Raw genomic sequence first — 25,091 nt, forward strand, 5'->3', positions numbered from 1 at the left:
TATCCATTTTCATGCAATCATTCGTACTGGATAGTTCATTTAGAACATTTACTCTTATTCTAATTATGGTATTTTTGTTACATGAAGTTATAGCCAAATACATTTAATAATCAGTTTGGCGTGCCAATCATAGCTTCTTTACTTAGAAAATCTTGAAATTCAAGGAAAGATTTAAAATGAAATTAAAACATCTTAGCACTGCCATGATCTTAGCGACGCTACCTGCAACTGGAGTTTTTGCAGCAGCTTTAGACCGCTCAGGTCAATCAATGTCAGCTTTTTTCCAACCAGGTAATTATTTTGAAGCTGGTCTTTCGGTTCTAGATCCAACAGTTGAAGGTAAAGAAGCTGGGGATTCTACTACTCAACGCAAAATTGGCGACATGGGCGATGACTACATGTTCCCTAACGCTGCATTAAAGCTTCAACTAACTGACAATATTTCTTTTGGTTTAATTTACGATCAACCATTTGGTGCAGATGCGGCTTACCACGGCAATAACGTTTTTGTTTCAAGCCCGACTGATACCATCTTGGCTCAAGATCGTTTAGATGTTATTCGCCAATCAACTATCGACACTCAATTTAATAACCTATCAGCGCAACAACGTGTTGGTGCTGCTTTAACAGCACAAGGTGTTGATTTAACAACACCAGCAGGTCAACAACAGTTTGTAAATACATTAAATGCTTATAACAACAACCCAGCTGTAAAAACACAAATTGATACCGCTGTTAAGCAAGGTGTAACAAATTTAGTTGATCAAGGCTTGCAACAAGTTAATGGTCTATTAGGTAAAGGCAACACAACTGTTGAAGTTGACTCACAAAACTTATCGTTTATTTTTGGCTTCCAACCAAATAAAAACTTTAACTTCTATGCAGGCCCTGTACTTCAAACAGTTAAAGGTAAAGTAAGTCTTCGTGGTCAAGCTTATAGTATCTATAACGGCTACGATGCTGACATTAAAGAAACAACAGGTACAGGTTGGTTAGCGGGTGCTGCTTATCAAATTCCTGAAATCGCATTAAGAGCTGCGATCACTTATCGCTCTGAAATCGATCACAAAGTAAAAGTAAATGAAGAACTTCCTACTTTGCCTGCTTTAGCACTTTTAGGTCGTGGTGATGCTATTGATGTAATCAATAACAGTACAGAACGCACAAAAATTACTACACCACAGTCTGTAAACCTAGACCTACAAACTGGCATCATGGCGGATACTGTGGCTTTTGCAAACGTTCGCTGGGTGAACTGGAAAGACTTCTCAATCCAACCATATAAATTTGGTCTTCTTTCGAAAGAAGTTGGAGCTGCTGTAGGACGTCCTGATGGCTTCAATCTTGTTGAATATTCTGAAGATCAATGGTCTGTAAATGCTGGTGTTGGTCGTAAATTAAATGACAAATGGGCTGGTAACGTTTCTGTAGGTTGGGATTCTGGCGCAGGTAATCCTGTAACAACACTTGGCCCTACTGAAGGTTACTGGAACGTTGGTTTTGGCGTTCAATATAGCCCTACTCCTGCAACATTCATCTCTGGTGGTGTTAAATACTTCTGGTTAGGTGATGCAGATGCTCAAACTGGTGCTCAAGCAGGTAGTAATGATTACGTGGCTAAATTCGAAGACAATAAAGCAATCGCTTACGGTCTAAAAATGGGCTACCGCTTCTAATCAAAAATCTATAAACAAAAAGACCATCCGAGTGATGGTCTTTTTTATACCTACCATTATCACGTAAATACAAATATAGAAAAAATAAATCAGTAAAATATTATCTATAAAAATACAATCAAAATTAATTATTTAACTCAAGCATCTTTCATGACTTTAGCAGTTCATTTATTGACATTTGTAGAATATTTGCATTGAAAAAAATTATGTTACTTTGCGCTCCTTTCTAGTTCCATCTTGAAATACGAGACATTTTTAATGAAGCTTCATGCTATTACTAAAGCTATTCTTTTGTGTACGGTTCCAGCAGGTTCAACATTTGCAGCTGCACTTGACCGCTCTGGTCAGTCGATTGCACCCTTCCTACAACCCAATAATTATTTTGAAGCAGGTCTAACAGTACTTGATCCAAATGTTACAGGTCAGGATACCTCTCAAAACAATACTGGTAATATGGCAAATCATTACTACTCTCCACATGCTGCATTAAAGATTCAAGCCACTGAACAACTCTCAGTCGGACTAATTTATGATCAACCCTATGGTGCTGATGCAGAATATATAGGAAAAAGTAATTTCATTGAAAGTCGCCCCCTACCATTCAAAGGTGGTACATCAGTTACTGTTGATACTGAAAATTTAAATTTATTATTTGGTTTTCAACCTAACCAAAACTGGAATCTTTATGCTGGCGCAGTTTACCAAACACTTGACAGTACAGTCCTATTACGTGGAACGAGTTATAGCGCTTATAGTGGCTATGACTTTAAAACAGGTAAAGATGAGGCCGTAGGGTGGTTAGCAGGTGCAGCATATCAAATCCCCGAAATCGCTCTCAAAGCCTCGATCACTTACCGCGCTAAAATCAAGCATGAGATGAATGCTTATGAAAATCATGGTATTGCGGGAATGACGGGTAATGCTGGTTTTGATGCTATTTTAAATAAAATTAATAATTCTGAAGGCACAACTGAAATCACCACACCTCAATCAGTGAACTTTGATTTCCAGACAGGCATTATGGAAAATACAGTGGCATTCGCCAACCTACGTTGGGTGAATTGGAAAGATTTTGCGATTCGCCCTTACAAATTCGGTGCCGCTTCTGTATTACCACCAATTGTTGCAGCAACAGGTAAAAAAGATGGTTTTGATCTAGTAGCCTATACAGAAGATCAATACTCAATTACTGCTGGTGTAGGTCGTAAAGTGAATGATCATTGGGCAGGTAATGTATCGATTGGTTGGGACTCAGGTGCAGGTAACCCTGTGACCACATTAGGACCAACAGAAGGATATTGGAATATTGGTTTAGGTATCCAATATAGCCCTGCTCCCAACTACTTTATTGCTGGTGGAGTAAAATATTTTTGGTTGGGTGATGCCAAAGCACAATCAGGCTCTCAGTTTGATACACCGAATTATGTGGCTGAATTTGAGAATAATGATGCCATCGCTTACGGTATGAAAATTGGTTATAAATTTTAATTATTTATTCAAGATAAAAGGCGCTATTTAAGCGCCTTTTATTTTTAATGTTCCACAACATATTCAAAAGATAGTTGAGGGAAATCGATTATTCAGGGATATTACGTTGTGATACAGAACGAATCGCCTGTTTCAATGCTTCATAACCATGAAGTGGTGGAAATTGTGGGAATTCAGCAATCACATTTGCTGGTGCATCGAACAGGAAACCGTGATCAGCTTCACCAAGCATTGTCGTATCATTATAAGAATCACCAGCTGCAATCACACGGAAATTCAAACCATGTAATGCTTTTACAGCCTGACGCTTTTGATCAGGTTGACGTAATTTATAAGCCGTAATCATGCCATTTTCATCTGTCTCAAGCTTATGACAGAAAATTGTCGGCCAGCCTAACTGCTTCATCAATGGATGTGCAAACTCATAGAATGTATCTGACAGAATAATCAATTGAAAGTGTGTGCGTACCCATTCAACAAACTCTTTAGCACCTTCAAAAGGCCCCATGTCTGCGATCACTTCTTGAATATCATTTAATCCTAAACCGTGCTCTTTTAGGATGTTTAAACGTTGAGTCATTAAGACATCGTAATCTGGAATATCACGTGTAGTCGCCTCGAGCTCTTTAATCCCTGTTTTTTTTGCAAAATTAATCCAGATTTCCGGAACTAACACCCCTTCAAGATCTAGGCATACGATTTCCATGAATGCTTCCAATGTTGGTTAAAAATTGCTGTATCATACCATTAACATTTTCACTTTTGCGCTGTTGTTGAAGAAAACGATTTTATTCTGCAAGATTAAAGTCGAAAGCAAGCAAACGGTTTTGCTTAGAATGATTTACAATTGTGCCCAAGCCTATCGCCAGGAACATTCATGACTGTTATTCCGACTATTGACCATGTAGATGCGCTCGCTGCTGAATATGCAGATAAATCACCAAGAGAAATTTTAGAATTAGCCTTAAATCAAGAAGGTGAAATTGCTATTTCATTTTCAGGTGCAGAAGATGTAGTTCTCATTGACATCGCATCTCGAATTGGCAAACCTTTTCGTGTTTTCAGTTTAGATACGGGCCGTTTGCACGCAGAGACCTACCAATTCATCGAAACAGTCCGTAAACACTATAATATCAATATTGAAATTTGTTTTCCCGAATCTGCTGCAGTGCAACAATTGGTCAATGAAAAAGGGCTCTTTAGCTTTTTTGAAGATGGTCATCAAGAATGCTGCGGTGTACGTAAGGTACAACCTCTACGCAAAAAATTAGCGACTTTAGATGGTTGGATTACAGGGCAGCGTAAAGATCAAAGCCCGACACGTAGTGATGTACCTGTAGTTCAAGCTGACGTTGGATTCTCAGGTGAAGGTAAACAACTTATTAAATACAACCCACTTGCAAACTGGTCAAGTACCGATGTGTGGAGTTACATCCGCATGATGGAAATTCCATACAACCCACTACATGAACGTGGTTTTATTTCCATCGGTTGTGAGCCATGCACACGCGCAGTTCTCCCGAACCAACACGAACGTGAAGGTCGTTGGTGGTGGGAAGAAGCGACCCACAAAGAATGCGGGCTTCATGCAGGCAATCTCAAAAAATAAAAAATCACGAGATTAATAACTAAAACCACTGATTCATCAGTGGTTTTATTTTTATTGACTACTGTGTACAAAGTCATATTTTAACCAGAACAAACCGTATATACTTCGTTTAACGGTTCAATAATTCTAATTAAGAGCTCCAAGAGTATCTTAGAAAAAATGCAATGAGAGGCTATATCTGCTATGCGCCCATTACACCCTATTGATTTCATTTTTCTATCTCTAGAAAAACGACAACAGCCAATGCATGTTGGCGGTCTTTTTCTATTTGAGATTCCAGAAAATGCGTCACCTACTTTTGTACATGACTTAGTTCAAGATATTCGTCAATCGAAAAGCATTCCTGTGCCACCGTTCAATAATCAGCTCAATGGTCTTTTTTGGGGAGAAGATCCAGAGTTTGATATTGACCACCATTTCCGCCATATCGCCCTACCCAACCCTGGCCGTATTCGTGAATTACTGGTTTATATTTCACAACAGCATAGCTCATTGATTGATCGCGCTAAGCCACTTTGGACATGTGATATTATTGAAGGCATTGAAGGCAATCGCTTTGCAATGTATTTCAAAATCCACCATGCGATGGTCGATGGCGTAGCGGGTATGCGTCTAATTGAAAAATCATTATCTAAAGATCCAAATGAAAAGCATGTAGTGCCTTTGTGGTGTGTTGAGGGTAAACGTACAAAACGTTTAAAAGCACCAAAACCACCATCTGTTAGTAAAATTAAAGGCATTATGGATGGTATCAAGTCACAACTTGAAGTAACGCCGAAAGTCATGCAAGAGCTTTCACAAACCATCTTCAAAGAAATTGGTAAAAATCCAGATTACGTTTCAACATTCCAAGCACCACCTTCGATTTTAAACCAACGTGTCAGTTCTTCACGTCGTTTTGCAGCTCAATCTTTTGAGCTTGATCGTTTCCGTAATATTGCTAAATCATTAGGTGTGACGATCAATGACGTTGTATTAGCAGTCTGTGCTGGTGCTTTACGTGAATACCTAATTAGCCATGAAAGCTTACCAAAGAAACCGCTTATCGCAATGGTTCCAGCCTCACTGCGTACAGATGATTCTGATGTAAGTAACCGCATCACCATGATTTTGGCAAATCTAGCAACACACATTGAAGATCCTATCGAGCGTCTGAAAATCATTCGTCGTAGCGTGCAAAACTCTAAACAACGTTTTAGCCGTATGACTGCTAATGAAATTTTGAATTATAGTGCGCTTGTATATGGTCCAGCAGGACTCAATATTGTTTCGGGTATGTTGCCTAAACGCCAAGCATTTAACCTTGTGATTTCCAATGTACCTGGTCCACGTGAACCTTTGTATTGGAATGGAGCAAAGCTTGATGCACTTTATCCAGCATCAATTGTGATGGATGGTCAGGCGTTAAATATCACAATGACCAGTTATTTAGATAAATTAGAAGTAGGTTTAATTGCTTGCCGTAATGCATTACCTAAAATGCAAAACTTACTGACTCATCTAGAAGACGAAATTCAACGCTTTGAAAGCGCAATTTTGAGTTTGCCTAAACAGGCAACTGAAGGTTAAACCTGAAAAAATTAAGGGGCTTTAAATTGCCCCTTATTTTTTAATCGTTCTGCAACGCTGTAAAAGCTGATGGCAGGCTGATCGAATCATCGCAGTTGTGATCTGCACTTCTTTACCTTGGCTATCCACCATGTAACATGTATTTACTGGGTTACTATCCAAAACATGTTTAAAACCGTGGTTCACTAATCTTTCACTCACATTCATAATTATAGACCTCATTATCGTTGGCTAAGACATCCGAAGATGCCTATGGCTAATCTTATGGTTCTAGTATTTAAAATTCGTGATAGAAAGTAAAATTTCAGTTGTAACAAGGATTAAGCGAAATCTTGTTACAACTTTAGCTTAAAATGATATCGTATTGCTCTTGCGTATATAAATTTTCAACTTGGAATTTTATGACGCGGTTCACAAAATGCTCTAAATCCGCGACGGCTGGGGCTTCTGCTGTTAAAAGTCGATCAATCACGGCTGGATGTGCAACAACAGTAAAGCCACTCTTCGAATCAAAAGCACGCGCATAACGCAAAATTTCTCGAAATATTTCGTAACACACTGTCTCTGCTGTTTTCACATATCCACGCCCCTGACAAGTTGGGCAGGATTCACAAAGCAAATGTTCTAAAGATTCGCGTGTTCTTTTACGCGTCATTTCAACCAAACCAAGCTCAGAAACCTGAGTAATTTTGGTTTTAGCATGGTCGCGCTCTAGCATTTTTTCAAACTGTCGCATGACTTCGGCACGATGCTCGGCTTCTTGCATGTCAATAAAATCAATAATGATGATACCACCCAGATTCCGCAAACGAAGTTGGCGTGCGATCACCTGTGTTGCTTCCATATTGGTTTTAAATACAGTGTCTTCTAAACTACGACCACCTACATACGACCCAGTATTTACATCGATCGTGGTCATCGCTTCCGTCTGGTCAATCATCAAATAACCACCAGACTTCAATGCGACACGCGTCTGTAATGCTTTTTGGATGTCTTCTTCAACGTTATATAAATCAAATAACGGTTTTTCACCAGGATAATGGATTAAGCGGTTTTCAATAGAAGGCACAAACTCATGGACAAATTCACTCAACTTGCCATGAATTTCCCGTGAATCGACATATATCTTGGCAGTTTCATCGCTAGCTAAATCACGAACAATACGTTGAGGTAGAGGGAGTTCTTCGAATATCAGCTCTGGTGTAGAAACTTCTTTTTGTTTGCGTTGAATAAATTCCCATAATTTACTCAGATAACACATATCCTGAGCAATTGAGGCTTCATCGACACCTTCTGCTGCGGTTCGTACAATCACACTACCGGGTAGTTTATGTTCAGTCTGAATATGCTCAATTATACCGCGTAAACGATCACGCTCTTCTTCTTGTTCAATGCGTTGCGATACACCAATATGATTTCCATATGGCATCAAAACCAAATAACGTGAAGGTATTGAAAGGTCTGTGCTCAGGCGTGCGCCTTTAGTCCCCAACATATCTTTCATCACTTGAACAGTAAGGGTCTGCCCAGGATGCAAAAGCTCGAAAACATTTGGCGTAGGCTGTGAACGCGGCCAAACCATGTCGTTGATATGTAGAAATGCTGTACGAGATAAACCAATATCCACAAAAGCAGCTTGCATGCCTGGTAACACACGCACAACTTTACCTTTATAGATATTCCCCACGAGACCACGTTTCACAGTACGTTCGACAAATAACTCGTTTACTGTACCGTTTTCAATTAAAGCTACACGACATTCCATCGGCGTAACGTTAATCAGCAATTCTTCTGCCATAACCAACTCAAAACTTTTATAAAAATTCTTATACCCGAAAGTGTATTAGCCAAATGCCTTAACGCTTTCTAATAACTGTGCTGTCTCATGTAAAGGCAAGCCCACAACATTGCTATAACTCCCTCTTATTTGAGGGATAAATCGCGCAGCAATACCTTGAATGGCATATGCCCCTGCTTTACCTATAGGCTCACCAGTTTCCCAATACGCTTCCATTGCGCTTGAGCTAAGCTGCATAAACTCAACCTGAGTACGTACCACGTCACTTAACATTTTAGATCGAGATGCAACACATATGCCTGAATATACGTCATGCCATTGACCTGATAACTGAGTCCAAATCTCAAAAGCATGCTGTTTTGAATCAGGCTTACCAATAATTTTACCTGCAAAACTCAAACTGGTATCAGCAGCGATCACAATTGCATCAGGATACAGAGTTAAAACAGCTTGGGCTTTTTCACGAGCCAAGCGTTCAACATAACACTCAACGCTTTCATCAGGATAAACCGTCTCATCCACATCAGGACTATGAACCTTAAAGTCCAAGCCCAGTTGTGTTAACAGCTCCTGCCGTCGAGGCGAGCTTGATGCAAGAATTATATTCGCCATTTATGTAAACAGTAATACACAACAGGCCATGCCAAAGTTGTCGTCAAAATAGGTTGCCAATGACGAGCAATTGAGAAATGAGTACCTGAAATAGTCTGACTAATCCATAAAAACAACAAATGCGCGATAATCGCAAGTATCGCAATTACCCATGAATTGCCAAAAGTGAGAATACGTCTTTCGCGAATAAAATAACGTGTTCCAAACGTAATGAACACAAAACTAAGTGCGTTCAATCCCAATGGTGCATCGAGCAATAGATCAGTAAAAATCCCTATTGCAAATGCAAACCACACCCCACACCATACAGGCTGATAAAGAATCCAAAACAACATGATCATCATCATGATTGGCGGGCGCCAACCCGCTGCTTCGTATGAAATTGGATAGATGAGCAGTACTGATCCAATCAAAATCGAAATAATGATCATCCAAAGTGGATCTTTTCGTTTCTCATAATTTAGTCTAGCGATCGGCATAAGGTTGCTCCTTCGCTAAAGACTCTGAAAACAGAATCACGACGTGATGACCACTGGCCAATTGTGCTGCTGGTTGAACACCAATCTCAGCGAATTCACCCGATGTATGCCGACTCACTTTAGACACTGTTCCAACTAAATAACCCGCAGGAAAGTGTTCACCTAAACCTGAACTAAAGACCTTATCCCCGATTTTAATATTGGCACTGGTTGGGACATAATCCATTTTGAGTTGACCCAAATCGCCTTTACCAGAAACGATCGCTCGCATCCCCGTACGCTCTAAGCGAACAGACAATGAATGTTCTTTATCGGAAAGCAACATGACGCGTGAACTATGCGGATAGACATCAACCAACTGCCCCATAATCCCTTTATCATCCAAAACTGTTTGTCCAACTTTTAGATGATCAACAGAACCACGGTTGATAATAATAATGTGACGTAATGGATCAGCATCTGTTCCAATCACTTCTGCAATCTGCATACGCCCATCAATAATTAATGGCGTATCCAAAAGCCCTCTTAAACGGTTATTTTCCGCAGAGAGTTCAGATAGTTTCTGTAATCGAACTTGAGCTTGTAGAAGTTCAGCTTGCATTGCGGTGTTTTCACGGCGCAATTGGGCTTCAGATTTGGTTTGTTGGTTAAGCCATTCTCTCGACAGTACAGGATAGCTTGCCAGCGCATAAATTGGATTATACGCGGCATACAAGACATCCCTTGCAGGTTGAATCACATAAGGCATGCGCCAGTCAAAGAACAGCACAACCAAGCATGTAATTACCGCAATGACAAATGAGCGAAAAGATGGCGGTTGTCTTGAAAAAAGATTCGGTTGCACCGCCTAGTCCTTATGATTTAGCCAACAAAAAGCATGTCATGGTTTGGATTATCAAAGAATTCTAAAACTTTACCGCCACCACGTGTCACGCAAGTTAAAGGATCTTCTGCAACAACAACAGGAAGACCAGTTTCTTGAGCAAGAAGCTTATCTAAGTTGCGAAGCAATGCACCACCACCAGTCAACACGATACCACGCTCTGCGATATCCGAAGAAAGTTCAGGAGGTGTCTGTTCAAGAGCTGATTTAACTGCACTTACAATGCTTTGTAATGGATCAGCAATCGCTTGGGTAATTTCATCAGAAGTTACAGTGATAGCACGAGGTACACCTTCAGCCAAGTTACGACCACGTACTTCGATTTCAAGTGTTTTGCCATCTGTTACAGCCATGCCGACTTCTTTCTTGATGACTTCAGCCGTTGTTTCCCCAATCACACAACCATGTGCTTTACGAACATAATTAATGATTTGTTCATCAAATACATCGCCACCGATACGAAGTGAATCTGCGTAGACGCAACCTTGTAGTGAGATAATTGCGATTTCAGTGGTACCACCACCTACATCCACGACCATCGAGCCACATGCTTGTTCAACTGGCATACCTGCACCGATCGCTGCCGCCATTGGCTCTTCGATCAAACGTACATCGCGAGCACCGGCATTAAATACTGCTTCACGGATCGCACGACGCTCAACTAAAGTTGATTTGCATGGCACACACACCACAACACGTGGCGCAGGTGGGAACAAACGCTTTTCATGTACTTTGCCGATGAACTGATTCAACATGGTTTCAGTTACTTCGAAATCAGCAATTACACCGTCTTTCATAGGACGAATTGCTGATATATTCGCTGGTGTACGACCTAACATTTGTTTAGCATCAAGACCTACAGCAGCAACAATTTTTTGCGAACCGCTATGGCGAATTGCCACCACAGTTGGTTCATTTAATATAATGCCACGGCCTGGTGCATAAATAAGTGTATTTGCAGTACCTAAATCAATGGCTAAATCCGGCGAAAACAGGCCAATTAGTCGTTTTAGAATCACGGGGGCGTTCTCAATTAAACTTTGTATGGATGCAAGGTGGCAACTTTAACGAAATGTGATGCTTTGAACAAGTCAATCGCTTATTATAACGCACGATATTTTGCAATTTTTTGATACTGAATTAGGTAAAGTTATGTCTACATCATCTGATGCTCAGCAGACAACGGACTTAAATGCACAGACCGTTTCAGCAATCGCGCACCTTGCTCGCTTATCACTAAGCGACTCGCAATCTACTGAATATGCTGAAAGTTTAAATAAAATCCTTGGTATGATGGAAAGCTTAAAAGGCATTAATACCGATAATGTTGAGCCTTTAAAGAGCCCATTTGACAATCCTCAGCCTTTACGTGCCGATGTGGTCACCGAAACGAATCATCGTGATGAATATCAGGCTGTAGCCCCTGCTACAGAAGCAGGTCTATACCTTGTCCCTCGCGTAATTGAATAATTTCTATTCAATTAACTCATATTTTATATTTAGAATGTAAAGAAATTTTTCATATGACAGATTTACATCGCTTATCCATCCGTGAACTCTCTGAAGGCTTAAAACAAGCCCAATTTTCGTCACGTGAATTGACTGAACATTATTTAAAACGTATTGCCAAAATTGACGCAAAAGTAAAGAGTTATGTGACGGTTACAGCAGAACAAGCCTTAGCAGAAGCGGATGCCGCAGATGCTGCCTTGAAAGCAGGTCATGCACATGCACTCGCAGGCATTCCACTTGCTCATAAAGACATTTTTTGTACCCAAGGGATCAAAACCACTGCGGGTTCAAAAATGCTCGATAACTTCATTTCACCTTATGACGCAACTGTGGTTGCTAAAGCTAAAGCTGCAGGTCTTGTGACTTTAGGTAAGGTGAATATGGATGAATTCGCTATGGGTTCAACGTCTGAAAGCTCGTACTTTGGTGCGACAGGTAACCCTTGGGCATTAGATCATGTTCCAGGTGGTTCATCAGGCGGTTCTGCAGCAGCTGTGGCAGCGGATTTAGCGCCTATTGCGACAGGTACTGATACAGGTGGCTCTATTCGCCAACCTGCTTCATTCTGCGGCTTAACTGGTTTAAAACCGACTTATGGCCGTGTATCTCGCTTTGGTATGATTGCGTATGCATCATCATTGGATCAAGGTGGTCCAATGGCACGCTCAGCAGAAGACTGTGCATATTTGATGAATGTGATTGCTGGTCATGATACTAAAGACTCAACTTCTGTAGACAAAGAAGTCGATGACTACGTTGCTAACCTAAATGGTACAGCGGTGAAAGGTTTACGCATCGGTATTCCAAAGCAATACTTCAATGTCGCTGGTTTGGATGCAGACGTGAAAGCCCGCGTTGAAGAATCATTGAAAAAGCTTGAGGAAATGGGTGCGACTTTGGTTGAGATTGATCTCAACATGACTGAAGCCTACGTTCCGACTTACTATTTGATCGCACCTGCGGAAGCGTCATCAAACTTGTCACGTTACGATGGTGTTCGTTATGGCTACCGTTGTGAAAATCCAAAAGACATTTTAGACCTCTACAAACGTTCACGTTCAGAAGGTTTTGGTGCTGAAGTACAACGCCGTATTTTGATCGGTACTTATGCCCTGTCTGCAGGTTACTACGATGCGTACTATGTGAAAGCACAGAAAGTACGTCGTTTAATCCAACAAGACTTCCTCAAAGCATTTGAAAATGTCGATGTAATTGCAGCGCCATCTGCACCAACGACTGCGTACAAAATCGGTGCGAATCTCAGCCCGACAGAAATGTATTTAGGCGATATCTACACCCTGGCTGTGAACTTGGCAGGTCTACCAGCCATCAATGCACCTGTAGGTTTTGATAAAGACAGCTTGCCTGTTGGTTTACAGTTGATTGGTAACTACTGGTCAGAATCACAATTGCTTTCGATTGTGCATCAATATCAACAAAACACAGACTGGCATACCAAACGTGCGGCAATTGCTGAGGAGAATGCATAATGGCTGAAGCTCAAAAGTTGAAATTAATTGACGGTTGGGAAGTCGTTATCGGGATTGAGATCCACACGCAGTTGGCGACCAAGTCTAAAATCTTCTCTGGTTCATCAACTGAATTTGGTCAAGACCCAAATACACAAGCCAGCCTTGTTGATTTGGCGATGCCAGGTGTATTACCTGTATTGAATGCCGAAGTCGTTGATCTTGCAATTCGCTTTGGCTTGGGTATCGATGCGTATATCGATCAAGCATCAGTATTTGCACGTAAGAACTACTTCTACCCTGACTCTCCAAAAGGCTATCAAATTAGCCAAATGGACAACCCAATCGTAGGCTTGGGGCACATCGACATCCAACTTGAGGATGGCACTGTAAAACGCATCGGCGTGACTCGTGCCCATCTTGAAGAAGATGCAGGTAAATCAATCCATGACCAATTCGAAGGGATGTCAGGGATTGACTTAAACCGTGCAGGTACACCATTACTTGAAATCGTGTCTGAACCTGATATGCGTTCGGTTGAAGAAGCAGTTGCTTATATCAAAGCCATTCACACCCTTGTGCGTTGGTTAGGTATTTCTGACGGGAACATGGCTGAAGGCTCTTTCCGTGCTGACTGTAACGTGTCTTTACGTCGTCCAGGTCAACCTTTCGGTACACGCTGTGAGTTGAAAAACCTCAACTCATTCCGTTTTATTGAGCAAGCGATCAATGTTGAAATTGAACGTCAAATGGAAATCTTGGAATACGGCGGCGAGATTGATCAAGAGACTCGTTTGTTCGATCCAAACAAGATGGAAACTCGCTCAATGCGTTCAAAAGAAGAAGCGAACGACTATCGCTACTTCCCTGACCCTGACTTGTTACCAGTGATCATTTCAAATGAGCAAATCGAAGCGGCACGTGCTGCCCTGCCAGAATTGCCTGCTGCACGTCGTGAGCGCTTTATTGCTGACTTCGGCGTGACTGAATACGATGCACATGTATTAACGCTGTCACGCGAAATGGCAGACTTCTACGAGGCTGTTGTAGCTGCTGCTGGCGGTGCGAAACAAGGTAAAGTTTCAGCAAACTGGGTGATGGGTGAATTCTCAGGTGCTTTAAACAAAGCAGGTCTAGATTTAGCAGACTCTCCTGTTTCTGCTGAGCAATTGGGTGGCATGATCGCACGTATTGTGGATAACACAATTAACGGCAAAATTGCGAAGCAAGTATTTGGTTTTATGTGGGAAGCAGAAGGAAAATCTGCAGATGACATTATTGCTGAGAAAGGCTTAAAGCAAGAAACTGATACAGGTGCGATTGAAGCGATTATCAAAGAAGTACTTGCAGCCAATGAAAAAATGGTTGAAGAGTACAAGTCTGGTAAAGAAAAAGCCTTTAACGGTCTTGTTGGTCAAGTCATGAAAGCTGCTAAAGGTAAAGCTAACCCTGCACAAGTGAATGAATTGATGAAGAAATTGATTGGTTAAACTTATCTAATTTCTAACAAAACCCGCTTTAGAGCGGGTTTTTTATATTCTTAATTTATTACGATCATCATCAATATAGGACATTGTAATATCAATCAGACAATCAATTAATTCTTCAAAAGTAAAACCCATATTTTGAGATGAAAAGAAATTCATCGTCAGTGCGACACTAGAATTGATTAAAATATAAACCATCATTTTTAGATTTTTTATTCTCAATACCTCAGGATGTTTCACCGCGTATTCAATCGCTAATGTATTGATCGCCTTGACGGCTTTAACATGACTGGCTTCGGTACTGTATTTACTTGAAACGCTCAGCCAATAAAAATATTTATTCTCATCCGCTGCTAAAAGTTCACCAATATGCAAAAAAATTGATCGAATTGCTTTAGGAATTTCCATTTCCTGAATAGTTGGAATGACCTCGTAAATGACTTTAGCAAGCTCAGCGATAAAGTGTTGTTGCATCTCTACGAACAAGGCTTCTTTATTTTTAAAATATTCATAAAAGCTTCCAGAACCTACACCCGCAATCTCACAAACTTTCAACACGGTAGTGTGATCCAATCCATTATTTTTTACTGATATAAATCCTGCATCAACTATAGACCTATAAGTATTTTTAGACCTACTTTGTTTTGGTTTTCTTATAGTTACCATTATAAAAACCTCATCCTTAAATCCGTCTTTTTTCCGTATAAATTCACTGATAGATTCTATATACATACTAAATTTTGTTCAAATTATCTTCTACAGATGACAAGGAAAAAAGATGAATATATCAGTAAAATCTCTACAACGAATCGTCCGTCGCAATGTGATTATTCCTTTAGACAAAAACAAGAAGTTTTCTTTTTACTATGAAGATAATTCTATTGTGACTTCTCTTTTTGTAGTTTTATCTGCGATGTTTCCACCGGGCGAAATGTTCTTCATCGAGAGCGTACGTAATGTTCGTGATCAAATTACGGATGAAAAATTGCTTGAAGATATTCGTAATTTTATTGCCCAAGAAGCTTTTCATAGTCGCGAACATAAATCTCTGAATGAGCATCTGATTCAATCAAATTATCCAGAAGTAGTCGAAATCGAAGCCTTAACCAAAGCAAGATTGGATAAATTTCGTAAACTTCCCAAAGTTGAGCAATTAGCAGCGACCGTAGTGATGGAGCATTTCACTGCTACTCTTGCTCGCTTACTATTGACTGATCCATTAATCAAACAGAAAACCACTCAAGTAAGTCGAAATCTTTGGGAATGGCATGCGCTGGAAGAGCTGGAACATAAATCTGTTGCTTTCGATGCGCTGAAAGCGATTGGTGGTAATACGGTTAGAAATCGAAGAATTGCTTTGATTCGGGTAGCTCGCTTTATTGCGCCAATCACCTTTGATTATTGGATTCAGATTTTAAAACGTAAGGATATTAAGTTTTCAGCCAAAGAACTGAAAGATGCATTTTATTTGGCATTTGGTGGTGTGAATCGTTTAGGTATTTTTTCTCGCACGTTTATCGAAATGCTTGATGTCAGAGATCAACATTTCGATCCATTAGATATGCAGACAGAACGACTTGAAGCGGAATACCGAGAAAAATTATTTGGAGAAAATGGCATTTTAAAAAGTGCACTTAGAAGCTAATTTTAAAGAAGAAACAAGCTCTAAATATAATATTAAGAAGATGAAATAATTAATGAAAAACTACTTTTGTTAAATTGATCTAATTTCAACAAAAAACCCGCTTTAGAGCGGGTTTTTATTATTCAGAGGCTAATAAGAATATCTCTTCTGCGACTAAACCATTCTTTCAATAAATATATCTAAACTCAAAGTCCTTGTAATTGAGCCTCACACCCAGCCCATTCATTAATATTACGCAGATATTTTAATGGTTTCAGCTCAATTCTTTCACCCGTCGATAAAATTTCGTGAACTTCTAAAGAACATTGATTACCACCTTCACGATCAAGCAGCTCATAATTCTTGTTTGATGCAAACTTATAAACCGCTTCTACACTACAGCCACGTAACTCTGTACCAGTGTGATAACTTTTATATGCACTTAAAGCAATAAAATGTTCTGATGGTATTTTAAATTCCGCAAATTGAATATTTTTAGGTGGATAAGGCATATTTAACGATTTAGGTTTGTACCGTGCCTCTCCCCCTAATACACCAATACTTTCAACTTCTGGTGACATTAAAAACTTGGGTTGCATCGAGGTTATACATCCATTCGGATATAGTCTTACACTAAAATTTTGGCCTTGCTCTATACGGATATTACTAGCTAAACTATCAATTGAATCTTGATATAGTTTATGGCCGATTAATTTTTTTGATTGGTTCACAACACTAGCCGTACAGCCAGCAAGCAGCGTAATTACAAGAATAAGCAATGTTTTTTTCATAGTTTATAAAAAAGAACTAAAATTAGTGTAAATTCTAGCAAACAACATTGCTGATACAAGGTATCTTAGCTGCTATTTTTTATCCTTTGATAAAGGCCGCGAGAAACCAGCATCAAATGACTCATCACTGCCCTCTTAACACACCCAATTTATTCCAAATATCAGGTGTTAAAAAAGTCGTAACCAATTTATTTAAATCAATATAACGCAACGTCCCTTGTAACTGCTGTCTTACCGCTGGGTCTTTGACAATATCTTCACCCGCACTCTGACCTAACTGCTGAAAAGCCTCGCCAACTGCTTGAATCCCCTCAGCCTGAATCACCGCCTTAGTCTGAGTCGAACACTGCTCCACAATCACACGCTGTAAAACTTGTGCCAATTTCTGATCTAACTGGTTCTTTTGCTCAGGCGTAACATTACTAAAAGATTTTAAATCAGGATGCGCTGCTAAAGCCGTAAACGTCCATTGCAACACTGTAGTCTTATCTGCTGCTGTCGTGGCTTTTACCAAACAATCACTGAGCTGATCGACGGTTGGCCCTGCTATAGCTACTTGCGTTGTCCCCAACACAGCCGCAGCAATGATCACAGAACGACTTAAACGAGAGAATTTACGGCGAGATGAGGTATAAATAGGAGACATAAGTGCAAGTTCCGAAAAGCAATCAGTCTCTTTGTACCACGCACTATACAAATCATCTGTTATGACGCTGTAAATTGCGTAAGTCCAAAGCCTTAAAACTTAGGCAAAATGTAAAACTAGAACTTAACCTTGTCCTTGATAATCCCAATGTGCAGGAATATTTGGCTGCTGTGGTGCTTTGTTTAGATCAATATTGAGATTACGACTACCCTTAAATGATTTTTCACCTGAATCCGATGCTGGTGATACTTCTAAACTATAACGATAACGGAATTGCCACAACATCGGCTTAAGCGGACGAATATCTAGACTCAAACTATCTTCATCGTGACATTTACCTTTTGAAGTTTCATAATCCCGCTCAGAGAAACACGCACGAATCATGCGATTAAAACTAAAAGGATAATTTTCAATAAAGCGATGTGTCTGCCCTGAATCCTTTAACTCATAAAAATTAGCACGCTCAATCCCTGCACCACCACCTGAATACATTTCTGAAAAGGTATCAATCTGTGCAATCGCATAACGGTTTTCAGTCATTGGAAATAGTTTAGGAAAAATATATTGGCTAGTCCGTGCCATTTCCTCAGAGGGTGCCAATTGTATACGCCACTGATGAGTTAATTTAAGCCCAGTTGTCGATAGACGAAATTGCGCAATATCACTTCCTGACAATAGCCATAGATTTTGATCCTCAGTTTTCAAAATGCGCCATTGCGCTTTTTGTGGACAAACACCTTTAAGTTGTTCACAAATTTGCATCTGCTCAACCTGACTGAGTTGTCCTTTTTTAAACTCTAATATCTGCAATGGCACAGCCAAAATTGAAGAACTAAAACAACTGAGTGAAACCGTTAAAATCAGCCTACTTAAATGAATTTTATTATTCAGCATGATATTTCCTTAGGCTATTTTTATTGATGTAATACTTTATTTTACAACGGCTTCGATTTTATCAAGCTCCCATACACCGCCCGCAGCAAGCCCTTTACACATGCCTGTCCACATATCTTTGGTGTGTACAAATTTCTGACCATCCCATACCCACTCATCACTTGACCAACAATCCCCGATGCCACGACCTTTTTGAGCACTCTGAATTACACCTTCATAAAAATCCGAGGCATGTTCCGTCACAAAAGTTGCTTTACCCGTGAGTGATTCATCTAACACCCAAGCACCATATCCTTCGTTATACGCTCCACGCCAACAGATCGTCATCGCCAAAACTTTATGATTTGTGAGTTTGTAGAATTGAATTGCTTGGGGTTTCGATCCATCAGAATCGTAATCATAAAGTCCATTACAGAAATCATCTTCTTTGGGTGATGGTTGAGCAGCCATTAAGATTTGGTGAATGGCGGCATAACGTTTATGTGTTGGTTCTAAAGTTAAATATGGCTGATCTGAGGTTTTTACTTGTTTCACAGTAAGTTTGGGTTGAGCAGATAACACTTTTGATTCATCTGCTTTGCCTTGTTTAATTAGAGCCCCAACCGTACCGACTCGCTTTTGAAAATCATCCATTTTTAACAATGCAGCAGTCATGCCTGCATCAGAGATACGCCATTGGACATTGGTGTTTTTAAATACAATATCAGTCTTTTGTTTGGCTTGTTGCAGCAATGCATTGACCTGAACGGCAGTGAGTTTCCCCATGATTGGGAAGTCCGCACCATCAACAATCACTTGCCCTAAATCTTTTCCATTCACATAAAAACGTAAATTTTTAAGTTTAGCTGGAGATAGAGATTCTTGCTCCAAATTACCTAACGCAAATTCAGCACTGACGGCTTGCTTTGCTCCAGCCTTACGTGTCAGTAAGAGTGATGCTGGCTCAATAGACTCATGACTATATTCATCCGAATAGCCTGCTGCTCGGCATGTTCCTGTATTGGTACAATATATTTCCCAATCCTGATGTGAAAATGAAATTCCTTTGATTTCCTGCGCAAAAGCAGGAGAACTTAGCGCCACAAAACAGCAAACAGAAAGTATATTTTTCATCGGATTCATTTTTTATCACTCGTATTTTTATAAAGTATGGTAAAGCGTTTAAATGGCTACGGCACCCTTGTCTTAAATCATATTATTGCAGAAGATAGAAGATTCAAACTACGTTGATTTGACCAAATTTTAAAAATGAAAAGAACAGTTTTATTTTCTACGATTTTAATGGGTCTATTCTCATCAAGCATTCATGCTGAAATAACGATCTTTAAAGCAACTTTTCCTCAATTTTCCAACAGTGCAAAAGAACGTAAAACTGAAAACCAAATTTATCCTCTCGGTGAAGCTTCCTTCGCTAATGGTGTTCGAGTTCCTTTTTATGGTGTAACCGTACTTCACCCTGTGGATGATGGTTTACTAAAAAATTTTAAATCATGTAGTGCCAAAAGTTGTCATTTTGATTTTAAGTTAAAAGCCGAACATGCATCACAACTCAAACTGATTGCTTTACCTGAGCTTGGTGTCATTCTCGTTCCTAAAGATTGGCAAGATGTTCAGGCAAGTGCGGGAGCCAATGGAACTGGCTCAGCCTTACTGATGAGTCCAAACCAAAAACAAGCGATTGAACTATATGATTCTTCAGTTTGTGTGGGTTGCGGTATGCCTTATGCCACGCTTTATTTTCCGAATTTGCTCAAACAAAGTCTGGAATACGAATATGGTGGCTATCAAGATCGACATAAATTAATCAATATCGTACATCCATCTAAACGAGTTGCTTTCTTTAGTTATCAAGTGCCTAACTTGAGCTATAAAACGCACGGCGTAGCCAAATATATTGATGATGGTGATTTTAATTTTAGAGAAATCAAAGTCACATTGGATAAGTCACAACAACATTTGGTTGGACCAATTTTAAACTTCTATCACTTTACGCATTAGTAGTAGACGCATTTTTTAATACTTGGCTCGCTTTGAGTAAATGTAAAAAATGTTCGATACGAATGTTGTTGCCTCTCCTTCGATAAATTGCATAGATCGGTGCAATACAAGGTTTCTTGGCTTCCAAAGGACGGTAAATAATTTGTTTATTCCAAAAGTCTTGGATAGAGGCTGGCACTATTGAAAGCCCAATCCCTGCTGCGATCAGGTTGAGACTTGAAGTTAAACGTGGGGCTTCTTGGACAATATTCGGGCTAAAACCTGCCTGATAGCAATTTGCCAAAATATTATCGAATAAGTCTTGCCCTGCTAAACGGCGGTAAAGTACAAATTCATATGGTTCTAGATCAAGTAAGCGAATCGCACCGTTTTTTTCTACCAATGGATGATTGCTTGGTAAAGCCACGATTAGCGGTTCATCTAACACATGGAGACTTTGTACGTCTTTATGAATGGGCGCTGGCTTGCGTAGAAATACGATATCTAATTTTTCATTGATCACCGCATCTGTTAATGCACTACTGCTGTCTTCTTCTAAATGAATGGCCACAGCAGGAAACTCTTCGCGAAACTGGCGTAATAACGCAGGTAAAAATGGATGTAATCCTGCTGAATTGGTAAAGCCAATATTAATCTGACCTTCTAAACCCTGTGCAATATTTCTGACTCTTTTAGGAATTGACTGGGCATGTGCCAAAATTGTAATCGCTTCTTGATATAAGACCTTTCCTGCTTCTGTAACTTCTACACCACGAGGTAAACGTTTTAATAAAGCGGTATCGAGTTCTTCTTCTAAACTTTTGATTAAACGAGTTAATGGTGGTTGTTGCATATGCAGACGAACAGCAGCTTTTGAAATATTACTTTCTTCAACCACAGCAACGAATGCTTGAAGCTTATGAATATCCACTAAACATACCCTAAAAGTATAGATGATGTAAAAAATAGCATTTGTAAATATACCACTATTCCACCATCCTATCATGAGTAAAAGAGATGAGGAGATGTCCCGATGAAGGCCGAAGCAATATCAATAGAGCGTGAACCAGTATCAGAAGCGCCTGATTGCAAGGCATTATTTACGGGATTTATGCAGTTAGGGTTAATGGGATTCGGTGGCGTACTACCCTTAGCCCATCGCATTATTGTTGAAGATAAAAAATGGATAGATGAAGGAAAATTTACCGATTTACTTGGCGTATGTCAGTTACTTCCTGGCGGTAATATTATCAATATGTCAGTTGCGATTGGCATGGAGTTTCAAGGTATCAAAGGTGCAGTCAGTTCTGTACTGGGCTTAATTTCAGCGCCAACTGCGATTGTTTTGATCATTTACCAAGTTTATGAACATTTCCAATATTTAACTGCGGTACAACACATGATCCAAGGACTAGCGGCAGCTGCCGCAGGCTTATTGTTTGCCACAGGATTTAAAATGTTACGCCCCATTTTAAAAAGCTATCTCACCGTTTTGACGATTGCATTGACCTTTGTATTTATGCTGCTGATCAAACTTCCTTTAGCACTAACTTTATTTGTCTTACTTGCGATTAATTTATTGGTACTTGGAGTGAAAAAATCATGATCTTATGGACATTAGTGATCGTCTTTACACAACTCTCTGTACTAGCTTTTGGTGGTGGTAATGCCATCCTTCCTGAAATGCAGCATCAAGTTGTAACCGTACATCAATGGATGACTGCGGAACAATTTAGTTCGCTTTTTGCAATGGCACAGGCTGCACCCGGCCCCAATATGATGATCGTGCCACTAGTTGGTTGGCATGTCGCAGGTCCAGCGGGTCTATTGGTTACATCCTTAGCGAAGTTTGGTCCATCATCTATTATCACAGTGTATGTGCTTAAATTTTGGCAACGCTTTAAGGACCATCCTTTACGAGCAAGATTTGAAAAAGCCTTAAAGCCAATTACAGTCGGTTTAGTCTTAGTCAGTGCATGGCTAATTGCAGATGCCTCTGCACAAAATGCCTTACTGATCTTAATTGTGATCTTGACTGCAATTCTTGGGATGTTTAAAAAAGTTCACCCCTTGTGGGTCATGGCATTAGGCGCTGGATTAGGAATTTGCCTACTTTAAGCAATAAAAAACCTGCACGAAGCAGGTTTTTCTTTGTAGGATTTAGTCCTTATCAAGAATTGATTCAAAAGCTTTTAGACGCTTATGAATCGATAATAGTTCAATAATGGTTTTCCATGAACTGATCAAGTATTGGAATGATTCACGGACTTTATCAAAAATATTACTGATTTGGTTAATCAAACCAAGCGTCATTTTTCCAGATGCGATCGCAGGGAATAATACGACAAGGCTATATAAAATATCGAGTTGCTTGTACCAAATTGCCACTAAGTTAAAGTAGGCATAATGAAAGTAAAGTCTAAAGTAATTGACTCGTACCTTACTAAATAACTCTTTTAACGTAACAGGATCAGCACGATTCTCATGGTCTTCACCATAAACCAACTCTTTACGATAAGCAGCTTCAACCTTTTGATTATTGAATTGCAAACCAGGAAGTTTCTGCCCGACTAACATTAGAATAACTGTACCAGCAATCGCCCATACAACAGCCGCCCACACCAAAGAATGTTCAATTTCCCCCACGATCGGTAAGACTGGAACTTTCTGCGAGATTTGGAACAACAAAGGTAAGAAGGCAATCAGTACCATCACTGACTTAATTAACTCCACCCCTAAGTCTTCCATGATGGTCGCAAAGCGCATGGTATCTTCTTGTATACGCTGTGAAGCACCTTCTACATGTCGCAGCTTATCCCAGTTGGCAGTGTAGTATTCATTCATTGCTGTGCGCCAACGGAATACGTAGTGACTGGTAAAAAATGCATTAATGACTGCAAATGTGACTGCTACCATCGCGATATAAAGAAAGGTCAATGTGCCTTTGTAAAGATCATTGATGTCACCACCACCATCGCTGAGCATTTTTTGGATCATGTCCCAGAATGGACCATACCATGCGTTAATCGCAACACTCACCTGAACACCAAACCAGATATTAAACAGAATGAATGCCGATCCCCAAATCGACCACTTTTGCCATTTATTATCAGATAGAAATCGCCAAAAGGCAGCGAATAATGCTGTTGATACTAAAAACCAAATATAGAACCACATAAAGGCTGCGGACCAAAAGCGACTCACGCCAATTGGTAATTCAGCTTCAGCATAACCTTTCGGAAAACCCAAGTACTCTCCCCATCCATGCCCACCTGTGTACCAAAGCAGCATGTTGAGCGCTAACCATACAATCACCGATATAAAAAAAAGGCGTGGGTTAGGAAAAAATGATTTAAACATCGTGTTTAACAATCCTTGTGGTGTTACTGATGACGTCGATGCGTCATCCTATAATGCAAAACTTAAATTTGTTTAATAAAAAGTTTAATGAATTGTAGTTATTTACCTGTTTTCTTGATTTTTTCATAGCTTTTTGTAGAGGATTTACAAATTGTTTTATTAGAAATCATCTGCCAGCAAACCACGCCTTATCTTGTATTGATTTACTGGCAGCAAAATAGCCGATTAGGGTGCTACAGAATTTATTTTCAATGCAAAATCTTGCTGCGCTTGAGTAGCTGAATTTTGCTTACTTTGAATTGTCCATTGAATATCCGCAAGTTTAGCCTGTGCTGCATCAATCCCAGCCTGCATAGTCATTTCACGTCCTTTCACATCAAAGATATGTGCCTTTTCACGTAGATCAGGTTGAATCACGACATCCGCATCTTTCAATTCTTCTTCGGCTAATCGCCCTTGCATGATATTAATATTTTGATTGAACAAGCCCCATACATTGGTGGTTTCGGTATGAATTGGCTGCGCCAAAATATCTACAGCAATCACAATATCCGCACCTAGTTCCCGTGCTACTTCAACTGGGACAGGACTCACTAGCCCACCATCAACATACTCGACATTACGAATCTTAGTCGGCACAAACATACTAGGAATTGAAGTCGATGCACGCACGGCTTGACCTGTATTGCCATAATTAAATACGGTTTTCGTTCCATTTTTGAGTTCAGTTGCGACCACATACATTGGAATTTTTAACTTTTGTAGCGGTGTGTTAAGCACTTGTTGATTGACATAATCTTCAACTTTTTTACCATCAAAGAAACCTTTGAGACTCACATTTACATCACGTACATCATTGGCTTTGAGTTTGAGTGCAATATCTCTTAATTCAGCTGCGCTTTTACCACTGGCATATATTGAACCCACTATACTGCCTGCGCTTGTACCTACGATCAAATCAGGTCGGATGCCTTGCTGTTCAAGCACTTCGATCACTCCGATATGAGCATATCCTCTCGCACCACCACTTCCTAATACCAGCGCAATGACAGGACGTTTCTGTTGTTTTTTGATCGCAGCAAAAGGTTGACTCATGGTTTGTACCTGAGCATCTTCTACAACAGGTCGTAGATGTGATGTGGTTTGGCAACCCGCCACAAACATCATCGATAGTCCTAGAGTCAATAATTTAAGCTGTTTCATCTGCATTTGATGCC

Annotated in this window: 26 protein-coding genes; 11 read left to right on the top strand and 15 right to left on the bottom strand. The window is 39.9% G+C overall.

Going from position 1 to position 25,091, the window contains the following annotated elements:
- Positions 1-176: 176 nt before the first annotated feature.
- Both H2677_RS12155 and H2677_RS12160 read left to right on the top strand, forming a co-directional pair.
- Positions 177-1,676 carry an outer membrane protein transport protein gene (locus H2677_RS12155; protein ID WP_004950657.1) on the top strand — a complete coding sequence of 500 codons (1,500 nt, stop codon included), beginning with the start codon at positions 177-179 and terminating at the stop codon, positions 1,674-1,676.
- 258 nt (positions 1,677-1,934) lie between these two features.
- A complete protein-coding gene (locus tag H2677_RS12160; protein WP_212638651.1) occupies positions 1,935-3,164 on the top strand; it encodes an OmpP1/FadL family transporter in 1,230 nt (409 codons plus the stop codon).
- Positions 3,165-3,252: 88 nt separating this feature from the next.
- Here the strand turns inward: H2677_RS12160 and thrH are convergent, their stop codons facing one another.
- Complete coding sequence (gene thrH, locus H2677_RS12165; RefSeq protein WP_004908629.1) at positions 3,253-3,870, bottom strand: bifunctional phosphoserine phosphatase/homoserine phosphotransferase ThrH; 618 nt, start codon at positions 3,868-3,870, stop codon at positions 3,253-3,255.
- Positions 3,871-4,041: 171 nt separating this feature from the next.
- Here thrH and H2677_RS12170 point away from each other — a divergent pair, with 171 nt between their 5' ends.
- Both H2677_RS12170 and H2677_RS12175 read left to right on the top strand, forming a co-directional pair.
- The gene (locus H2677_RS12170) at positions 4,042-4,773 is read left to right on the top strand and encodes a phosphoadenylyl-sulfate reductase (protein WP_199955616.1); all 732 of its coding nucleotides are present in this window, start codon (positions 4,042-4,044) and stop codon (positions 4,771-4,773) included.
- 183 nt (positions 4,774-4,956) lie between these two features.
- Positions 4,957-6,342, top strand: coding sequence for a WS/DGAT/MGAT family O-acyltransferase (locus tag H2677_RS12175; protein WP_212638652.1), 1,386 nt, complete (start codon positions 4,957-4,959; stop codon positions 6,340-6,342).
- Between the two features lie 33 nt (positions 6,343-6,375).
- Here H2677_RS12175 and H2677_RS12180 read toward each other — a convergent pair whose 3' ends face one another.
- From H2677_RS12180 to H2677_RS12205, 6 genes are all read right to left on the bottom strand, one after another.
- Positions 6,376-6,549 carry a PA1571 family protein gene (locus H2677_RS12180; protein WP_004775299.1) on the bottom strand — a complete coding sequence of 58 codons (174 nt, stop codon included), beginning with the start codon at positions 6,547-6,549 and terminating at the stop codon, positions 6,376-6,378.
- Between the two features lie 136 nt (positions 6,550-6,685).
- Positions 6,686-8,140, bottom strand: coding sequence for a ribonuclease G (gene rng, locus H2677_RS12185; RefSeq protein ID WP_004908637.1), 1,455 nt, complete (start codon positions 8,138-8,140; stop codon positions 6,686-6,688).
- A 45-nt stretch (positions 8,141-8,185) separates the two neighbouring features.
- Positions 8,186-8,752, bottom strand: coding sequence for a Maf family nucleotide pyrophosphatase (locus H2677_RS12190; RefSeq protein ID WP_212638653.1), 567 nt, complete (start codon positions 8,750-8,752; stop codon positions 8,186-8,188).
- Complete coding sequence (gene mreD, locus H2677_RS12195) at positions 8,740-9,231, bottom strand: rod shape-determining protein MreD (protein ID WP_004908641.1); 492 nt, start codon at positions 9,229-9,231, stop codon at positions 8,740-8,742. Before mreD ends, H2677_RS12190 begins: the two co-directional genes overlap by 13 nt.
- A complete protein-coding gene (mreC, locus tag H2677_RS12200; RefSeq protein WP_004908644.1) occupies positions 9,218-10,075 on the bottom strand; it encodes a rod shape-determining protein MreC in 858 nt (285 codons plus the stop codon). Before mreC ends, mreD begins: the two co-directional genes overlap by 14 nt.
- 17 nt (positions 10,076-10,092) lie before the next feature.
- Positions 10,093-11,133 carry a rod shape-determining protein gene (locus tag H2677_RS12205; protein WP_004908648.1) on the bottom strand — a complete coding sequence of 347 codons (1,041 nt, stop codon included), beginning with the start codon at positions 11,131-11,133 and terminating at the stop codon, positions 10,093-10,095.
- A gap of 133 nt (positions 11,134-11,266) precedes the next feature.
- Between H2677_RS12205 and gatC the strand changes: the two genes are divergently transcribed.
- The 3 genes from gatC to gatB are packed head-to-tail and all read left to right on the top strand — an operon-like array spanning position 11,267 to position 14,585.
- Complete coding sequence (gatC, locus tag H2677_RS12210; protein WP_004908649.1) at positions 11,267-11,584, top strand: Asp-tRNA(Asn)/Glu-tRNA(Gln) amidotransferase subunit GatC; 318 nt, start codon at positions 11,267-11,269, stop codon at positions 11,582-11,584.
- Between the two features lie 53 nt (positions 11,585-11,637).
- Entirely contained in the window at positions 11,638-13,116 is a 1,479-nt protein-coding gene (gene gatA, locus H2677_RS12215) for an Asp-tRNA(Asn)/Glu-tRNA(Gln) amidotransferase subunit GatA (protein ID WP_039047142.1), read from the top strand.
- Complete coding sequence (gene gatB, locus H2677_RS12220) at positions 13,116-14,585, top strand: Asp-tRNA(Asn)/Glu-tRNA(Gln) amidotransferase subunit GatB (RefSeq protein WP_099949067.1); 1,470 nt, start codon at positions 13,116-13,118, stop codon at positions 14,583-14,585. The genes gatA and gatB overlap by 1 nt, the downstream gene beginning before the upstream one ends.
- Before the next feature lie 42 nt (positions 14,586-14,627).
- Here gatB and H2677_RS12225 read toward each other — a convergent pair whose 3' ends face one another.
- A complete protein-coding gene (locus H2677_RS12225) occupies positions 14,628-15,248 on the bottom strand; it encodes a TetR/AcrR family transcriptional regulator (protein WP_212639612.1) in 621 nt (206 codons plus the stop codon).
- Positions 15,249-15,360: 112 nt separating this feature from the next.
- On the opposite strand from H2677_RS12225, the gene H2677_RS12230 reads away from it, so the two are divergent.
- The gene (locus tag H2677_RS12230; protein WP_212638654.1) at positions 15,361-16,227 is read left to right on the top strand and encodes a metal-dependent hydrolase; all 867 of its coding nucleotides are present in this window, start codon (positions 15,361-15,363) and stop codon (positions 16,225-16,227) included.
- A 185-nt stretch (positions 16,228-16,412) separates the two neighbouring features.
- Here the strand turns inward: H2677_RS12230 and H2677_RS12235 are convergent, their stop codons facing one another.
- The 4 genes from H2677_RS12235 to H2677_RS12250 all read right to left on the bottom strand — a co-directional run bounded on the left by H2677_RS12235 (position 16,413) and on the right by H2677_RS12250 (position 19,659).
- Complete coding sequence (locus H2677_RS12235) at positions 16,413-16,997, bottom strand: hypothetical protein (RefSeq protein WP_171265912.1); 585 nt, start codon at positions 16,995-16,997, stop codon at positions 16,413-16,415.
- A 124-nt stretch (positions 16,998-17,121) separates the two neighbouring features.
- On the bottom strand, positions 17,122-17,643 hold the full coding sequence (locus H2677_RS12240; protein ID WP_171525437.1) for a hypothetical protein: 522 nt from the start codon (positions 17,641-17,643) through the stop codon (positions 17,122-17,124).
- Positions 17,644-17,766: 123 nt separating this feature from the next.
- Positions 17,767-18,537, bottom strand: a complete 771-nt coding sequence (locus tag H2677_RS12245) for a hypothetical protein (RefSeq protein WP_212638655.1) — start codon at positions 18,535-18,537, stop codon at positions 17,767-17,769.
- 36 nt (positions 18,538-18,573) lie between these two features.
- Complete coding sequence (locus H2677_RS12250; RefSeq protein ID WP_212638656.1) at positions 18,574-19,659, bottom strand: DUF1176 domain-containing protein; 1,086 nt, start codon at positions 19,657-19,659, stop codon at positions 18,574-18,576.
- Between the two features lie 126 nt (positions 19,660-19,785).
- Between H2677_RS12250 and H2677_RS12255 the strand changes: the two genes are divergently transcribed.
- The gene (locus H2677_RS12255; RefSeq protein ID WP_212638657.1) at positions 19,786-20,535 is read left to right on the top strand and encodes a DUF4850 domain-containing protein; all 750 of its coding nucleotides are present in this window, start codon (positions 19,786-19,788) and stop codon (positions 20,533-20,535) included.
- Here H2677_RS12255 and H2677_RS12260 read toward each other — a convergent pair.
- Positions 20,525-21,445: a LysR family transcriptional regulator gene (locus tag H2677_RS12260; protein WP_212638658.1), complete on the bottom strand. Its 921-nt coding sequence runs from the start codon at positions 21,443-21,445 to the stop codon at positions 20,525-20,527. The two genes, H2677_RS12255 and H2677_RS12260, sit on opposite strands and share 11 nt — an antisense overlap.
- A gap of 102 nt (positions 21,446-21,547) precedes the next feature.
- Between H2677_RS12260 and H2677_RS12265 the strand changes: the two genes are divergently transcribed.
- Entirely contained in the window at positions 21,548-22,120 is a 573-nt protein-coding gene (locus H2677_RS12265; protein ID WP_125298534.1) for a chromate transporter, read from the top strand.
- Complete coding sequence (locus H2677_RS12270) at positions 22,117-22,632, top strand: chromate transporter (protein ID WP_112987287.1); 516 nt, start codon at positions 22,117-22,119, stop codon at positions 22,630-22,632. Before H2677_RS12265 ends, H2677_RS12270 begins: the two co-directional genes overlap by 4 nt.
- A 42-nt stretch (positions 22,633-22,674) precedes the next feature.
- On the opposite strand, the gene sbmA is transcribed toward H2677_RS12270, so the two are convergent.
- Positions 22,675-23,874, bottom strand: a complete 1,200-nt coding sequence (gene sbmA / locus H2677_RS12275) for a peptide antibiotic transporter SbmA (protein ID WP_004950604.1) — start codon at positions 23,872-23,874, stop codon at positions 22,675-22,677.
- A 225-nt stretch (positions 23,875-24,099) separates the two neighbouring features.
- Positions 24,100-25,077 carry a patatin-like phospholipase family protein gene (locus tag H2677_RS12280; RefSeq protein WP_035338477.1) on the bottom strand — a complete coding sequence of 326 codons (978 nt, stop codon included), beginning with the start codon at positions 25,075-25,077 and terminating at the stop codon, positions 24,100-24,102.
- Positions 25,078-25,091 lie beyond the last annotated feature (14 nt).

Source organism: Acinetobacter junii (assembly GCF_018336855.1).
GTDB classification, from domain to species: domain Bacteria; phylum Pseudomonadota; class Gammaproteobacteria; order Pseudomonadales; family Moraxellaceae; genus Acinetobacter; species Acinetobacter junii.

Coding starts and splice junctions, on each gene's coding strand:
- H2677_RS12155 (WP_004950657.1), top strand. CDS start 177: ATGAAATTAAAACATCTTAGCACTGCCATGATCTTAGCGACGCTACCT.
- H2677_RS12160 (WP_212638651.1), top strand. CDS start 1,935: ATGAAGCTTCATGCTATTACTAAAGCTATTCTTTTGTGTACGGTTCCA.
- thrH (WP_004908629.1), bottom strand. CDS start 3,870: ATGGAAATCGTATGCCTAGATCTTGAAGGGGTGTTAGTTCCGGAAATC.
- H2677_RS12170 (WP_199955616.1), top strand. CDS start 4,042: ATGACTGTTATTCCGACTATTGACCATGTAGATGCGCTCGCTGCTGAA.
- H2677_RS12175 (WP_212638652.1), top strand. CDS start 4,957: ATGCGCCCATTACACCCTATTGATTTCATTTTTCTATCTCTAGAAAAA.
- H2677_RS12180 (WP_004775299.1), bottom strand. CDS start 6,549: ATGAATGTGAGTGAAAGATTAGTGAACCACGGTTTTAAACATGTTTTG.
- rng (WP_004908637.1), bottom strand. CDS start 8,140: ATGGCAGAAGAATTGCTGATTAACGTTACGCCGATGGAATGTCGTGTA.
- H2677_RS12190 (WP_212638653.1), bottom strand. CDS start 8,752: ATGGCGAATATAATTCTTGCATCAAGCTCGCCTCGACGGCAGGAGCTG.
- mreD (WP_004908641.1), bottom strand. CDS start 9,231: ATGCCGATCGCTAGACTAAATTATGAGAAACGAAAAGATCCACTTTGG.
- gatC (WP_004908649.1), top strand. CDS start 11,267: ATGTCTACATCATCTGATGCTCAGCAGACAACGGACTTAAATGCACAG.
- gatA (WP_039047142.1), top strand. CDS start 11,638: ATGACAGATTTACATCGCTTATCCATCCGTGAACTCTCTGAAGGCTTA.
- gatB (WP_099949067.1), top strand. CDS start 13,116: ATGGCTGAAGCTCAAAAGTTGAAATTAATTGACGGTTGGGAAGTCGTT.
- H2677_RS12225 (WP_212639612.1), bottom strand. CDS start 15,248: ATGGTAACTATAAGAAAACCAAAACAAAGTAGGTCTAAAAATACTTAT.
- H2677_RS12230 (WP_212638654.1), top strand. CDS start 15,361: ATGAATATATCAGTAAAATCTCTACAACGAATCGTCCGTCGCAATGTG.
- H2677_RS12235 (WP_171265912.1), bottom strand. CDS start 16,997: ATGAAAAAAACATTGCTTATTCTTGTAATTACGCTGCTTGCTGGCTGT.
- H2677_RS12240 (WP_171525437.1), bottom strand. CDS start 17,643: ATGTCTCCTATTTATACCTCATCTCGCCGTAAATTCTCTCGTTTAAGT.
- H2677_RS12245 (WP_212638655.1), bottom strand. CDS start 18,537: ATGCTGAATAATAAAATTCATTTAAGTAGGCTGATTTTAACGGTTTCA.
- H2677_RS12250 (WP_212638656.1), bottom strand. CDS start 19,659: ATGAATCCGATGAAAAATATACTTTCTGTTTGCTGTTTTGTGGCGCTA.
- H2677_RS12255 (WP_212638657.1), top strand. CDS start 19,786: ATGAAAAGAACAGTTTTATTTTCTACGATTTTAATGGGTCTATTCTCA.
- H2677_RS12265 (WP_125298534.1), top strand. CDS start 21,548: ATGAAGGCCGAAGCAATATCAATAGAGCGTGAACCAGTATCAGAAGCG.
- H2677_RS12270 (WP_112987287.1), top strand. CDS start 22,117: ATGATCTTATGGACATTAGTGATCGTCTTTACACAACTCTCTGTACTA.
- sbmA (WP_004950604.1), bottom strand. CDS start 23,874: ATGTTTAAATCATTTTTTCCTAACCCACGCCTTTTTTTTATATCGGTG.
- H2677_RS12280 (WP_035338477.1), bottom strand. CDS start 25,077: ATGAAACAGCTTAAATTATTGACTCTAGGACTATCGATGATGTTTGTG.